The sequence below is a fragment of the Achromobacter sp. UBA4530 genome, assembly GCF_002388205.1.
Lineage (GTDB): Bacteria > Pseudomonadota > Gammaproteobacteria > Burkholderiales > Burkholderiaceae_B > Achromobacter > Achromobacter animicus.
Genome location: NZ_DGMA01000025.1, coordinates 376179 through 390761, shown reverse-complemented (window position 1 = coordinate 390761; position 14583 = coordinate 376179). Strand labels below are relative to the sequence as shown.

The window sequence follows — 14583 nt, the reverse complement described above, 5'->3', positions numbered from 1 at the left end:
CTCATTTCGAGGGCCGGGTGGTCGCAATCATTGTTAATGCAAGTCATTATCAATTAAGATTTTGGGACTTTTGGTTCAGCGCCGCAGTCTCAATCCGTGTCTTCCACCTTGCTTTCCTCATCGGCCCCGTGCGTCGACGCCCAGGTCGCGCCTGTCGATGGCCTGTATCGCGATCACCGCCCGTGGCTGTTTGGGTGGCTGCGCCGCAAGCTGGGCTGCGAACACCGCGCGGAAGACCTGGCCCAGGACGTCTTTGTCCGGGTGATCCAGGGCCGCAAGCAGGTGCGCGCCAGCGAGGCGCGCGCGCTGCTCACCACCATTGCAAAAGGCCTGGTGGTCGATCACCAGCGCCATGCCGCGCTGGAGCATGCGTATCTGGCCTATCTGGACACCGTTCCCGAATCCTATGCGCCATCGCCCGAGGCGCAGGCCGAGCAACTGCAGGCGCTGGTTCAGCTGGATCGCCTGCTGGACGGGCTGCCGCCCAAAGCCCGCGCGGCCTTCCTCTTGTCGCAGCTGGATGGCCTGACGTATCCCGAGATCGCCGAACGCCTCGATGTGTCGTTGAGTTCGGTGCAGCAGTACATGGTGCGCGCAATGTCCGCCTGCTATGCGGCGATCCATGCCTGACGCGGCCAACGGCGCGCCTGTGGACGCCCGCCCGTCCGATGCCGTGGTGCGCGAGGCCATCGCGTGGTGGGCGCGCCTGCAATCGGGCATTGACGATGCGCGCGACCACGAATCCTGCCGGGCCTGGTTGGCCCAGGACCCCGCGCACCGCGTGGCGTGGGATCGGCTGCAGGACATCGGCCGCAATGCGCGCCGCGTGCCGGCGGCCCTGGCGCACACGGCGCTGAATGCGCCTGCCTCGCACGGCCGGCGCGCCGCGCTACGCTGTCTGCTGGCCGGCGGGGGCATCGCTGCCACCGGGTGGGCGGGCTACCGCCATGCCCCGTGGCAACGGCTGGTCGCCGACTACAGCACCGGCGTGGGCGAGCGCCGTGCGCTGGCGCTGGCGGACGGGCTGCGCGTCACGCTGAACAGCGATACCGCGGTGCGCGTCAACGTCAGCGGCAGCGCGCGCGACATCGACCTCCTGCGTGGCGAGATGCTGGTGCAGGCCGAGCCGCGCCCGGGCGTGCAGGCGCTGCGTGTGGATACCGGCTACGGCGAACTGCGGGCCGAGCGCGCGCGGTTTGACCTGCGGCGCACGGCGGACGGTTCGCGCGTGGGCGTATATGAAGGCAGCGTCGCGCTGCTGCGCCAGGGCGTGATGACGCAACTGAGCGCCGGTGAACGGCTTGCCTACGCCGACGATGGCGAGGTCCGCCGCGCCGCGTCGGACCCGGATCGCCTGGCGTGGGTGGACGGGATGGTGGTGGCCAAGGAGTGGCGGCTGGACGATTTTGCCGAGCACCTGGCGCGCCAGCGGGTGGGCGTGATCCGCGTCGATCCTGCGGTGGCGGCATTGCGGCTGTCGGGCGTGTTTCCACTGGACGACGCCGAGCGCGCGCTCAAGGCGCTGGAACACACCTTGCCCATCGCGGTGACGCGCCGCACGCAGTACTGGCTGCAGGTTGGCCCCAGCGGCGCCTGAGTTACAAATTTTCTTGCCGGCGCATTGCAGGTTTTGCATCCCCGTACGGAAAGCAGAAAGAAACCACCGTACAGGGAGATGTTTGTGTCCGCTTCAATCCACCCGCGCCTGCGCACACCGATGACGGCCGGCCGTAAAGCTGTGCTGGCCGCGACCTGCGCCGGGGCGCTGTTTGCCGGTGCGCCGGCGGCTTGGGCGCAGCCGGCGCCTGCCGCAGGTGCGCAAGCCACCGCCAATGGCCAGCGCAGCTACCAGATTCCCGCAGGGCCGCTGGCCGACGCGCTGACCCAGTTCGCGCGTAGTGCCGGGGTGGTGCTGTCGTTCGACCCGGCGCTGGTGCGCGGCCGGCGTTCGGATGGGTTGAGTGGTTCTTACACGGTGGGCGCGGGCTTCTCGCGCATCCTGGCGGGCAGCGGCCTGCAGGCCCGCGCGCAGTCCGGCAACACCTGGACGCTGGCGCCCGCGCCGGTCTCCACGGGCGACACGCACACGCTCGCGCCGGTGACGGTGACGGGCATGTCGGACAGCGCCTTTGCGCCCACGGTGGGCTATGTGGCCACCGCCAGCGCCAGCGCCACCAAGACCGACATCCCGTTGATCGAGACGCCGCAGTCGGTGTCCGTCGTCACGCGCGAACAGATCACCGAGCAGGGCGCGCAGACGCTGAACCAGGTGCTGCGCTACACGGCGGGCGTTGCCACCGAGTCCCGCGGCGCCACGGCGACCCGCCTGGACCAGTTCAACGTGCGCGGATTCTCGGCGTCCACCTATCTGGACGGGCTGCGTGTGTTCGGCGGCCGCGATGCGCTGCCGCAGGTCGACGCCTTCCGCCTCGAGCGCGTCGACGTCCTGAAGGGCCCGGCGTCGGTGATGTACGGGCAGGGCGGCCCGGGCGGCGTGGTGAACCAGGTCAGCAAGCGTCCGCTGGAAGAGCCGCTGCGCGAAGTGGAGTTGCAGGTCGGCAACTACGACTTCCGCCGCGCCAACTTCGACTTCGGCGGCCCCATCGACGAAGAGGGCAAATACCTGTACCGCCTGGTGGGCTCGGGCTACATGTCTGACGGCCAGGTTCAGGACACCAAGGAGCGCCGCTACTTTGTGTCGCCGGCGTTCGCGTACAAACCCAATGCGGACACGTCGCTGACCATCCTGACCAACTTCCAGCACGATCCCGACATGGGCTCGTACGGCGCCGTGCCGGCGATGCGCACGCTGCTGCGCGCGCCCGACGGTTTCCGTCTGCCGGCCGATTACTACGATGGCGACGCCAATTTCGAAAAGAGCGACCGCAAGAGCTATTCGCTGGGCTACATCCTGGACCATCGCTTCAACGACACCTTCAAGGCGTCGCAAAGCCTGCGCTGGACGCATTCGGACGCCAAGTACCGTAGCGTCTACGGCGCGATGACCAACTATTACGGATACACCGACCCGACCTACCTGTATCACCAGCGCGCCTCCATCGCGACGGACGTGGACGTTGGCGCGCTGACGATCGACAACAACCTGCAGGCGCGGTTCAACACGGGCAAGATTGGCCACAACGTGCTGGTGGGCTTTGACTATCAGCACGTCAAGACCGACACGCTTTCGGGCTTTGGCTCGGCGCCCCCGCTGTACGTGAAGAACCCAGACAATTTCCAGAACATTCCGGTGCCGGCGTTCTCCAGCGACGCGTCCACCACGCAGTACCAGACGGGCGTGTACTTTCAGGACCAGATCAAAATCGACCGTCTGTCGTTCCTCTTGGGCGGGCGCTACGACTGGTCGCGCAACGTGGGTGAAACGACCACCATCGCTTCCGGCCGTGTCACCCCGTCCAAGCTGAAAGCGGAAGCCTTTTCGGGCCGGATCGGCGCCATCTACAACTTCGACAATGGCGTGGCGCCGTACTTCAGCTATTCGGAATCCTTCGAGCCGCAGTCGGGCACGGGCTGGAACAACACGCCGTTCAAGCCGATCGAAGGCAAGCAGTACGAGGTGGGCATCAAGTACCAGCCGCCGGGTTCGGCCACGTTGCTCACGTTCGCGGCGTTCGACATCCGCCGCGAGAACATGACGACCACCGATCCGGATCCGACGCACGTGTGCGGCACGGCCGGCGGCCGCTGCTCGATCCAGGCGGGCGAGCTGCGCACGCAGGGCATCGAGCTCGAAGCCAAGACCGAGCCGATGCGCGGACTGTCGCTGATTGCCGCGTACTCGATCATGAACAACGAGTACACCAAGGCCTATCCCAATGCGGCCGGCTTCGACTTGACCGGCAAGACCCCGGCCGCGCTGCCGTCGCAACAGGCGTCGGCGTGGGCGCGCTACCAGCTTCAGGAAGGGCCGCTGGCCGGCCTGGGCGTTGGTGGTGGCGTGCGCTACATCGGATCGTCCTATGCGAACGAAGCCAACACGCTGAAGGTGCCGAAGGTCACGCTGGTGGACCTGATGCTGGACTACGACCTGGGCCGCGCCTCGCCCGCGCTCAAGGGCATGCAGGTGGCGCTGAACGTGCAGAACCTGTTCGACAAGGAGTACATCGCGTCGTGCTCCGGCGAATCGTGGTGCTGGTTCGGCTACCAGCGCTCCATCAAGGCCAGCTTGCGGTATCGCTGGTAAGCAGCGCCAAAAGGCGGCTCCCCGGCGAGCCGCCTTTTCTTTGGTCCGAGACTGCCGTTCCTGACTTAACGAGAATCGTTATAATTCAGGCCTTATACAGGGAAAGGCGGATAAGCTCGGAAACCCCGTCCCCACCCCGGGTCCGCCACGGACCCGCCACCACCTAGAACTCCCGTGAAAGCTCCCGCAGCCGGCGCAGGCATGATGCGCTACAGAATGGCCGTTTTCTCTCGCGCGACGGCCGCCATCCTGGGCGGCTACGCCCTGGCTTCGGCGGCGGCTGCCTGTCTGGCGGTCTGGCTGCCCATGGGGCGCGCCGACGCCGTGACCGCGGCGCAGATGCTGTCCTTCGTGGTCTACGCCTGCGGCGTGATCTGGGTGTTCGCCACGCGCAGCGCCTGGCGCGCCTGGGCTGGCATCCTGGGCCCGGCCGCGCTGCTGGGCGGTTTATTCCTGGCGCATCGGCTGGTGGCGGCATGAAGGCGGCCAAGCACAAGCATCCCGGCGAAGAGGGCATTCGTCAGTCCATGTCCTGGCTGCACACGTGGGCAGGCCTGATCTTCGGCTGGGTGCTGTTCGCCATGTTCCTGACGGGCTCGCTGGCCTTCTTCCGGCCCGAGATCACGCGCTGGATGCAACCTGAGGTTCAAGCGCAGCCGGCGCCGGCAGTGCAGGCCGTTGCCACGGCGCAGCGCTATCTGGCGGAACACGCGCCGGACGCCAAGCGCTGGTTCATCACGCCGCCCTCGGATCGCGAGCCCCTCATCCAGCTGCTGTACCAGACGCCCAAGCCCAAGCCGGGTGAACGCGGGTTCGTGCGCGTCAAGCTGGATGCGGCCACCGGCGAGCCCGTGACGGCGCGCCAGACGCGCGGCGGCGACTTCTTCTACCGCTTCCATTTCGAACTGGAGACCGCGTTTCCGTGGGGGCGCTGGCTGGCCAGCATCGCGGGCATGTTCATGCTGGTGGCGATCATCAGCGGCATCATCACGCACAAGAAGATATTCGCGGACTTCTTCACCTTCCGGCCGGGCAAGGGCGGGCAGCGCGCCTGGATGGACGGCCACAACGTGCTGTCCGTGCTGGGTCTGCCGTTTCACCTGATGATCACCTTCAGCGGCCTGGTGCTGTTCATGGTGATGCTGATGCCGGCGGGCATCCAGGCCGTGTACGACAATCCGCGCCAGTTCACGAGCGAGGTCTTCAAGGCCAACAAGATTACGCCGCCGCAGAACCAGCCGGCGCCGCTGGTCGACATCGCGCCGCTGGTGGAACAGGCCCAGCAGCATTGGCAGGGCCGCCTCGGGCGGGTGACCGTCAACAACCCCGGCGATGCGGGCGCCACCATCACGCTGGTGCGCAACGTGGGTGACGGCGTGTCGTACGGGCTGCTGGCGCCCTTCATGCGCTTTGACGGGGTGACGGGCGCGCTGCAGGAGGCCGAGGACGATCACAGCGCCACCGTCGTGACCACGGGCGTCATCACCGGCCTGCACCTGGGCCTGTTCGCCGAACCGCTGCTGCGCTGGTTCTATTTCATCGTCAGCCTGGCCGGCACGGCCATGGTGGCCACAGGCCTCGTGCTGTGGATCGCCAAGCGCCGTCAGAAGGCGCGGCAGGGCGACGCGCGGGAAGCCTTCTCGCTGCGTCTGGTCGATGGCCTGAATGCGGGCACCATCGCGGGCGTCGTGTTCGGCGTGGCGGCTGTGTTCCTGGCCAACCGGCTCCTTCCGGCCGACATGCCCGGCCGCCAGGTCTGGGAAGTGCGCGCCTTCTTCATGGCATGGGGGCTGTCGCTGGTCTACGCGTTTCTGTTCCAGCGGCGCAAGTGGCAGGACCTGCTTGCCATCGCCGCCGTCGCGCTGGCGCTGGTGCCCGTGGTCAATGCGCTGACCACCGACCGGCACCTGGGCGTTTCCCTGCCGCAGGGCGACTGGGTGATGGCGGGCTTTGACCTGACGTGCCTGGCCAGCGCCGTGTTCTTTGCCTGGATGGCGGTGAAGGCCGCCCGCGCCCGCAAGGCGCCCGCCAGAACGGCGGGCAAGCCGCGCGCCGCGCGCAACGAAGCGGTCAAGGCCGCCGTCGCCGCCACTGCCCATATCCCGACAACCGCCCCAGCCCCCGCCCACGAACCCGCCGTCCCGGCCGCCGTGCACCGGACCGCTTTTGAACCGCGAGGTGATACGCCATGACGCTTGCCGCCTTCTGCCTGGCCTATGCAGGGTTTTCCGCCCTGTGCCTGGGCATGGACCGTCACTACGAAGACCTGTTCGACCGCGCCCTGCCGCGCCGCCATCGGCTGCCGCTGCGGCTGTTCGGCTGGGCGTCGCTGGCGCTGTCGTTGTGGGCCTCGGCGGCGGTCTGGGGCTGGAGTTACGGCACGGTCGAATGGATCGGCATCCTCAGCATCGCCGGTCTGCTGCTGATCTGGTTCCTGACCTTCCGGCCGCGCGCCGCGCTGACCGCGGGCGGCCTGTGCGCGCTGGCGGCGCCAGTGCTGGCGGTGCTGTAAACACGGGGCCTCGAGTCTTTCCGGGGCGGGGCCGGGCTGCGGCACGTTACACTCAGGGCTTCCCCTAGCAACCGCCTTCTCGCCTCATGAACACCCGCGTCCTTACCGGCATCACCACGACTGGAACTCCCCATCTCGGCAACTACGCGGGCGCGATCCGTCCGGCGGTGCAGGCCAGCACGCAGCCTGGCGTGGACGCATTCTTCTTCCTGGCGGACTACCACGCGCTCATCAAATGCGACGATCCGGCGCGCGTGGCGCGCTCCCGTCTTGAGATCGCCGCCACGTGGCTGGCGGTGGGCCTGGACCCCGAGCGCGTGACGTTCTACCGCCAGTCGGACATCCCTGAGATCCCCGAACTGAGCTGGCTGCTGACCTGCGTGACCGCCAAGGGCCTGATGAACCGGGCGCATGCCTACAAGGCCTCGGTGGACCAGAACGTGGCCAAGAACGTGGATCCGGACGACGGCATCACCATGGGGCTGTTTTCGTACCCGATCCTGATGGCTGCGGACATCGTCATGTTCAACGCCAACAAGGTGCCCGTGGGCCGCGACCAGATTCAGCATCTGGAAATGGCGCGCGACATCGCGCAGCGCTTCAATCATCTGTATGGCCGCGAGTATTTCTCGCTGCCGGAGGTGGTCATCGAAGAAGATGTGGCGACGCTGCCCGGGCTGGACGGCCGCAAGATGTCCAAGAGCTACAACAACACGATTCCGCTTTTCGAAGGCGGCAAAAGCGCATTGCGCGCCTCGGTGATGCGCATCGTGACTGACTCGCGCGAGCCGGGCCAACCCAAGGACGCCGAATCGTCCCATTTGTACACGCTGTACCGCGCATTTGCGACGTCCGAGCAATCGACGGCGTTCCGCCAGCAGCTCGAGGCCGGCATGGGCTGGGGCGATGCCAAGCAGGCGCTGTTCGAGCACCTGGAAAACCTGCTGGCCCCGATGCGCGAAAAGTACGTGGACCTGATGGCCAACCCGGGCCGCATCGAAGACATCCTGCAGGCGGGCGCCGCCAAGGCGCGCAAGCTTGCCGTGCCGTTCATGCAGGAACTGCGCGAGGCCGTGGGCCTGCGCACGTTGGGCGCCGCCGCTACGGCGGGCAAGAGCGCCCAGGGCAAGAAGGAAAAGTCCAAGGGCGCGCGTTTCGTCAGCTTCCGCGACGAGGACGGCGGCTTCCGCTTCCGCCTGCTGGCGGCCGATGGCGAGGAACTGTTGCTGTCGCAGCGCTTTGCCGATCCCAAGGAAGCGGGCGCGCTGATGCGCCGCTTGCAGTCCGAACCCGCCGACAGCGTCCTGCAGGCACATGCCCAGGGCTATGCGGTGGTGATCGACGGTGTGACGGTCGCCACCGCGCCCGAAGGCGTGCAAGGCGAACCGGCTGCGGGCATCGCGCGCACGCGCGAAGCGCTGCTGTCGCTGGCGCAGGAATAACCGGTAGCGGGTAGCGGATGGACAAAGACGGCGCGGGCAATCCGCGCCGTTTTGCATTCAGTTCAGGCGTGCGCTGGCGACGATGCGCCCGTCGCGCACCTGAAAGCGCTGCACGCGGCCTTGCCCCGCGATTTCAAGCTGGTCGCCGTCCGAATAGCCCGTGACGTGGGGACAGTCCAGCCATTGCGGATTGATGAACGGAAAATACTTCAGCGTGCCGCTGCCCTCGCTGGCGAAATCGAACGTGGTGTTGGCCACGACTTCGGGATCCCATTGGCTGGCGTCGTAGGTGATCACGCAGCCGATGCCGATGCGGTAGACGATGCTGGCGCCCATGCTGGCAAATCCCAGCGCGCCCACATGCAGTTGCGCGCCATTGCGCAGTTCGATGACCCGGCTGCCCAGGCGTTCGAGTGTGACGTGCTTGAAGGTGACCGCGGCGCTGTCGACGATCAGATGCGAATACTGACCCAACGTCACGTCGCCGTAGACGCCGCTTGCCGTGGCGTCCTTGTCGGCGATGGTTGCGGTTTCGTTTGCGGCGAGCGTAATGGTGCTGAGCATGACGGAACGGATCTCCGGGCTATCAGGGGGCGCGCTCTTGTTCTGATGCTGCTCCCCGACAGGCGCTTCGCGCAGTAGCTCGCCTGACCGCGGGTGGTTGTGCCGCCGGTGAACGCTTTAGTGAAAGACAGCGTCATGCCGGTTTTTATTATTTAGACACAATTAGATATTTTCACTTATTTCTGTGGTGCCGAATTGCGGGAGCGCAACAAAAGCGCGTGATCTAGGGGTAAGCCCCTAGGTTGCAGGGGCGACCTGAAGGTGATCTGACGGGGCTGCCCAAAAGAAAATCCCGGCGCCTCGGACGCCGGGATTTCGGTAAAGCAGGGATGCCGAGGGATCAGCGGATCAGCGCTTCAACTTGGCAAACGCGTCGGCCATGGCGCTGTTCATCGACGCTGCTGCGCCGCCGCCTGCGTTGCGGCCGCCATCGCCCTGGCGGCGCGGGCGATCACCGCCCTTGGGCGCATCGGCGCTGCGGCGGGCGGGCGCGGCGGTGTCGTTCAAGCGCATGGTGAGCGCCACGCGCTTGCGCGCGGCGTCCACTTCCAGCACCTTGACGCTGACCGTCTGGCCGACGCGCACCACGTCGCGCGGATCCTTCACGAACTTCTCGGCCAGCGCCGAGATGTGGACCAGTCCGTCCTGGTGCACGCCGATGTCGACGAACGCGCCGAAGTTGGCCACGTTGGTCACCACGCCTTCCAGCACCATGCCCGGGTACAGGTCGTTCAGCGTTTCCACGCCTTCCTTGAACTGCGCCGTCTTGAACTCCGGGCGCGGATCGCGGCCGGGCTTTTCGAGTTCGGCGAAGATGTCCTTGACGGTCGGCAGGCCGAAGCGCTCATCGGTAAAGTCCGACGGCGACACGCCCTTCAGGGCTTCGCGCTGGCCGATGATCTGCTTCACTTCTGCCTTGATCTTGGCCACGATGCGCTCGACCACCGGGTAGGCTTCGGGGTGGACCGACGACGCGTCCAGCGGGTTGTCGCCGTTGGGGATACGCAGGAAGCCGGCAGCCTGTTCGAATGCCTTCTCGCCAAAGCGCGGAACCTTGCGCAGGACCTCGCGCGTGGGGAACGCGCCGTTTTCGTCGCGGAAAGAGACGATGTTCTTGGCCAGCAGCGAGTTCAGGCCGGACACGCGGGCCAGCAGCGCGGCCGACGCCGTGTTCACGTCCACGCCCACCGCGTTCACGCAGTCTTCGACCACGGCGTCCAGCGAGCGCGCCAGTTCGCGCTGGTTGACGTCGTGCTGGTACTGGCCCACGCCGATGGCCTTGGGATCGATCTTGACCAGTTCGGCCAGCGGATCCTGCAGGCGGCGGGCAATGGACACGGCGCCGCGCAGCGTCACGTCGAGGTCGGGGAATTCCTGGGCGGCGATTTCGGAGGCCGAATACACCGACGCGCCCGCTTCGGAAACGACGACGCGGGTGACCTTCAGGTCGGGGAAGCGCTCCATCATGTCGCCGACGAGCTTTTCGCTTTCACGCGAAGCCGTGCCGTTGCCGATGGCGATCAGGTCCACGTTGTGGCGCGCCACCAGCGCGGCCAGCGTGTTGATCGTGCCTTCGCGGTCGCGGCGCGGTTCGAACGGGTACACGGTGGTGGTGTCGACGACCTTGCCGGTCTTGTCGATGACGGCGACCTTGCAGCCCGTGCGGATGCCGGGGTCCAGACCCAGCACGGCCTTGGGGCCGGCCGGCGCGGCCAGCAGCAGGTCTTTCAGGTTGGCGGCGAACACGCGAATGGCCTCGGCTTCGCCGCTTTCGCGCAGGCGGCCGATCAGTTCGCTTTCGAATGCGGTCAGGAGCTTGACGCGCCAGGTCCAGCGGCAGACTTCGCCCAGCCAGCGCGCGCGCGGCGTGGCGTCCAGTGCGAACAGGCCGTTGCCGAGCTTCAGGAAGTTGGCGATACGGGCCACGCACGGATGCGGCGTCTGGGCTTCGAGGTCGGCTTCCAGGCCAAGGCGCAGCTCGAGCACGCCTTGCTGGCGGCCGCGCAGCAGCGCCAGGATGCGGTGCGAGGGCAGGGTGCGCAGCGGCTCGTTGAAGTCGAACCAGTCGCGGAAGTTGGCGCCTTCGGTTTCCTTGCCCTCGATCATCTTGGAGTACACCAGGCCGGTGGACCACAGGTGCTCGCGCATGTCGGCCAGCAGGTCGGCGTTTTCGGCGTAGCGTTCGGCCAGGATGTCGCGCGCGCCATCGAGCGCCGCCTTGGCGTCGTTGATGGCGGCTTCGGGATTGAGGTATTGCGCGGCCAGCGCGGCGGGATCGCAGGCGGGATCGGCCAGGATGGCGTCGGCCAGCGGTTCGAGGCCGGCTTCGCGGGCGATCTGGGCGCGCGTGCGGCGCTTTGGTTTGTAGGGCGCGTACAGGTCTTCCAGGCGCTGCTTGGTGTCGGCCGTGGCGATTTCCTGCTGCAGCTCGGGCGTCAGCTTGCCTTGCTGCGAAATGGATTCCAGGATGGCGCCGCGGCGTTCTTCGAGCTCGCGCAGGTAGCCCAGACGGACTTCCAGGTTGCGCAGCACGGTGTCGTCCAGGCCGCCGGTCGCTTCCTTGCGGTAGCGGGCGATGAAGGGCACGGTGGCGCCGTCATCCAGCAGTTCCACCGCCGCAGCGATCTGGGAGGCGCGGGCGCCCAACTCGGTGGCGAGCTGAGCGACGATGCGGGCGTTGTCGACGCCGGTGGCGACGTTCGTGATAGTGGAAGTTTCAGACATCTCTATACGACGGCAAAAAGGGAAAACGAGGGGCGGATTGTGCCATAAGCCGTTGTTACGGAACGTGGCCGAAGTGTCTGATCCGTCCCTCTGCCAAGGGCATTGCGGCAGGCCGCAAGCAGGAAACCGGCGCGCCAGCGGGTATCATTTGGGGCCCTACATTAGGCTGCTGTAATGCTGGACCTGGACATATCCGAATTCTTTGACGAGGACGGGCCGCTGGCCACGGCCTTGCCCGGCTACAAGCCGCGTCCATCGCAGGTGGAACTGTCGCAGGCCATTGGCCAGGCCATCCAGGACCGCGCCACGCTCGTGGCCGAAGCCGGCACCGGCATCGGCAAGACCTGGGCCTATCTTGTACCCGCCTTCATCCAGGGCGGCAAGGTGCTCATTTCCACCGGCACACGCACGCTGCAAGACCAGCTTTTCGCGCGCGATCTGCCGCGCGTGCGCGCCGCGCTGGCTGCACCCGTCACGGCCGCGCTGCTCAAGGGCCGCGGCAACTACGTGTGCCATTACCACCTCGAACGCCTTCAGGGCGACGAGCGCGCGCTCAAGTCCCGCTCCGAAATCCAGCAGCTGCGCCAGATCCAGGTGTTCGCAGGCATCTCCAAAACGGGCGACCGCAGCGACCTCGCGCAGGTGCCCGAAGACGCCGACATCTGGCAACGCGTCACGTCCACCCGCGAGAACTGCCTGGGCCAGGAATGCCCGCGCATCCGCGATTGCTTTGTCGTCAAGGCGCGCCGCCAGGCGCAGGAAGCCGACGTCGTCGTCGTCAACCATGCGCTCTTCATGGCGGACTTGATGCTGCGCGAAGAGGGCGTCACGGACCTCCTGCCTGAAGCCGACACCGTCATCTTCGACGAAGCCCATCAATTGCCGGACACCGCCACGCGCTTTCTGGGCAGCAGCGTATCCACGCACCAGTTGATGGACTTCGGCCGCGCGCTGGAAGTCGCGGGGCTGGCCTATGCGCGCGAAGCCGCTAAATGGAGCGACGTCAGCCGTCACATCGAAACCGCCGCGCGCGAGTTGCGGCTGGTCTGTGCGCCGCTCGACAAGATGCCGGGGCGCAAGGCCACGTTCGAGGCCATCCCCAATCCCGAGGAATTCGACGAGGCGCTGCTGTCGCTGCGCGAAGCCATCGACAGCGCCACCAAGGCGCTGGGCGCCGTCGCCGAAAAGCATCCGGATCTGCTCGCCGCTGCCCGCATGGGTGCGGAAATTTCGGTCAAGCTCAAGCGCTGGGCCACGCCCGGGCGCAGCAGCGGCGCGCACGACGACGAAGGCTGGGGCCGCGACGATCAGGCCCCCGTGCAGAGCCCGCTGGGCGACGGTCCGTCCACGCCCGCGGCATTGCTTGAAGGCGCCGCGCAGGCCGAACAATGGACGGGCCCGGCCGTGCGCTGGGTCGAACACGGCCTGCATCACGTGCGGCTGCATTCGGCGCCGCTGTCCGTGGCGCAGGCGTTCTCCAAGTTCCGCAAGCCCGGCCAGGCCTGGATCATGACCTCGGCCACGCTGTCGATCAACGGCGAATTCACGCACTTCACCAGCCAGCTCGGCCTGGATACCGCCCGCACCGGCAAATGGGAGTCGCCGTTCGACTACCCCGAGCAGGCGCTGCTGTTCGTGCCGCGCGGCATGCCTGAACCGCAATCGCCCCAATTCCTGGATCGGTTCGTCCAGACGCTGATGCCGCTGCTTGAGGCCAGCCCGGGCGGCACCCTGGTGCTCTGTACGACGCTGCGCGCCGTCGACAAGGTTGCCAACTTGCTGGCCGACGCCTTCGACGACGCGGGTCATGACTGGCCGTTGCTCAAGCAGGGCGAGGGCACTCGCCGCGATCTGCTGGACCGCTTCTGCAAGCTCAAGCATCCGGTGCTGGTCGGCAGCGCCAGCTTCTGGGAAGGCATCGACCTGCCGGGCGACGTGCTGACGCTGGTGGCGATCGACAAGCTGCCGTTCGCGCCGCCCGACGATCCCGTCATCGAGGCCCGCCTGCGCGCCTGCCGGGCGCAGGGCGGCAATCCGTTTGCCGAATACCAGTTGCCCGAAGCCGCGATCTCGCTCAAGCAGGGCGCGGGCCGGCTTATCCGTACCGAATCCGATTGGGGCGTGCTGATGGTGGGCGACGCGCGGCTGGTGGAAAAGCCGTACGGCAAGCGCCTGTGGCGCGGCCTGCCGCCGTTTGCGCGCACACGCGAGCTGGAAGAGGTGCTGGCGTTCTACCGGCGTAAACGCGGACCGGACGACGCGTAGCACGGCCCCTCGCGCGCCCAGCAGGCGAAAAAAAGCCCTTCAGAAATCTGAAGGGCTTTTCGCTTCCCATGCAGGCGGAATCAGTTGAAGGGATTCCACCAGCTCCTGTCGGCCTTCAGGCCCTGGGTCCGGAACGCGCTGTTCGGGAAGTTCTTGTCGTAGACGCGCTGGGCATCGTTCTTCAGGTCGGTCATGTTCAGTTTGTCGTACGACTGAACCATCAGGTAGAGGGCCTCTTCGGTGGCGGGGGCGCCTTCGAAGTCGGTGATGACGGTCTGCGCGCGATTGGCGGCGGCCACGTAGGCGCCGCGTTCGTAGTAATAGCGGGCGACGTGGACTTCGTTCATGGCGATGGTGTTGACCAGCCACGCCACGCGCTTTTCGGCGTCGACGCTGTACTTGCTTTCGGGGTAGCGCTTGATCAGCTCGGTGAAGGCGTCATAGGACGCGCGCAGACCCTTGGGGTCGCGCTCGGCCGGATCCTGGCCGGTGATGTTGCTCATGAAGGCGCTGGCCGGCGTGAAGTTGACCAGGCCCTTCAGGTAGAGCGCGTAATCGGTGCCGGGGTGATTGGGATAAAGCTGCTGGAAGCGGTCGATGGCGGCGAGCGCCTGCTCGTTTTCGCCGTCTTTCCAGTTGACGTAGGCCAGTTCAAGCAGCGCCTGCTGCGCGTAGACGCCGAACGGGTAGCGGCTTTCGATGGCGGTCAGGCGCTCGCGCGCTTCCTTCCAGCCGCCCGACGCCATTTCGGCCTTGGCGTCCGCGTAGAGTTGTTCTGCGCTCCAGTTGGTGGTCTTGTCGTATTTGCTGTCCGCCCCGCTGCAACCGGCGATGACGATGACGGCAAAAAGCGCGATGACCACGCGCAAAAC

11 protein-coding genes are annotated in these 14583 nt (G+C 66.7%); 8 read left to right on the top strand and 3 right to left on the bottom strand.

The features are described from left to right. Nucleotides 1–96: 96 nt before the first annotated feature. The 7 genes from B2W22_RS18755 (at nucleotide 97) to B2W22_RS18725 (ending at nucleotide 8158) form a co-directional block, all read left to right on the top strand. Nucleotides 97–630 (top strand): sigma-70 family RNA polymerase sigma factor, encoded by a 534-nt coding sequence (locus B2W22_RS18755; protein WP_286939137.1) that lies wholly within the window; start codon nucleotides 97–99, stop codon nucleotides 628–630. Further along, nucleotides 623–1597, top strand: coding sequence for a FecR domain-containing protein (locus tag B2W22_RS18750; RefSeq protein WP_286939136.1), 975 nt, complete (start codon nucleotides 623–625; stop codon nucleotides 1595–1597). Before B2W22_RS18755 ends, B2W22_RS18750 begins: the two co-directional genes overlap by 8 nt. A gap of 78 nt (nucleotides 1598–1675) precedes the next feature. After that, the gene (locus tag B2W22_RS18745; RefSeq protein WP_286939134.1) at nucleotides 1676–4204 is read left to right on the top strand and encodes a TonB-dependent siderophore receptor; all 2529 of its coding nucleotides are present in this window, start codon (nucleotides 1676–1678) and stop codon (nucleotides 4202–4204) included. A 201-nt stretch (nucleotides 4205–4405) separates the two neighbouring features. After that, a complete protein-coding gene (locus B2W22_RS18740) occupies nucleotides 4406–4684 on the top strand; it encodes a DUF3649 domain-containing protein (protein WP_175122875.1) in 279 nt (92 codons plus the stop codon). Next, on the top strand, nucleotides 4681–6396 hold the full coding sequence (locus B2W22_RS18735) for a PepSY-associated TM helix domain-containing protein (RefSeq protein ID WP_175122874.1): 1716 nt from the start codon (nucleotides 4681–4683) through the stop codon (nucleotides 6394–6396). Before B2W22_RS18740 ends, B2W22_RS18735 begins: the two co-directional genes overlap by 4 nt. After that, complete coding sequence (locus tag B2W22_RS18730) at nucleotides 6393–6716, top strand: DUF3325 domain-containing protein (RefSeq protein ID WP_056567777.1); 324 nt, start codon at nucleotides 6393–6395, stop codon at nucleotides 6714–6716. Before B2W22_RS18735 ends, B2W22_RS18730 begins: the two co-directional genes overlap by 4 nt. Nucleotides 6717–6802: 86 nt before the next feature. Next, the gene (locus B2W22_RS18725; protein ID WP_175122873.1) at nucleotides 6803–8158 is read left to right on the top strand and encodes a tryptophan--tRNA ligase; all 1356 of its coding nucleotides are present in this window, start codon (nucleotides 6803–6805) and stop codon (nucleotides 8156–8158) included. A gap of 57 nt (nucleotides 8159–8215) precedes the next feature. Here the strand turns inward: B2W22_RS18725 and B2W22_RS18720 are convergent, their stop codons facing one another. After that, nucleotides 8216–8722, bottom strand: a complete 507-nt coding sequence (locus B2W22_RS18720; protein ID WP_175122872.1) for a hypothetical protein — start codon at nucleotides 8720–8722, stop codon at nucleotides 8216–8218. 348 nt (nucleotides 8723–9070) lie between these two features. Further along, a complete protein-coding gene (gene tex / locus B2W22_RS18715; RefSeq protein WP_175184290.1) occupies nucleotides 9071–11446 on the bottom strand; it encodes an RNA-binding transcriptional accessory protein Tex in 2376 nt (791 codons plus the stop codon). 174 nt (nucleotides 11447–11620) lie between these two features. Between tex and B2W22_RS18710 the strand changes: the two genes are divergently transcribed. Beyond that, nucleotides 11621–13711: an ATP-dependent DNA helicase gene (locus tag B2W22_RS18710; protein ID WP_175184291.1), complete on the top strand. Its 2091-nt coding sequence runs from the start codon at nucleotides 11621–11623 to the stop codon at nucleotides 13709–13711. A gap of 80 nt (nucleotides 13712–13791) precedes the next feature. On the opposite strand, the gene B2W22_RS18705 is transcribed toward B2W22_RS18710, so the two are convergent. Next, the gene (locus B2W22_RS18705; RefSeq protein WP_175123345.1) at nucleotides 13792–14580 is read right to left on the bottom strand and encodes an outer membrane protein assembly factor BamD; all 789 of its coding nucleotides are present in this window, start codon (nucleotides 14578–14580) and stop codon (nucleotides 13792–13794) included. Nucleotides 14581–14583: the final 3 nt, after the last annotated feature.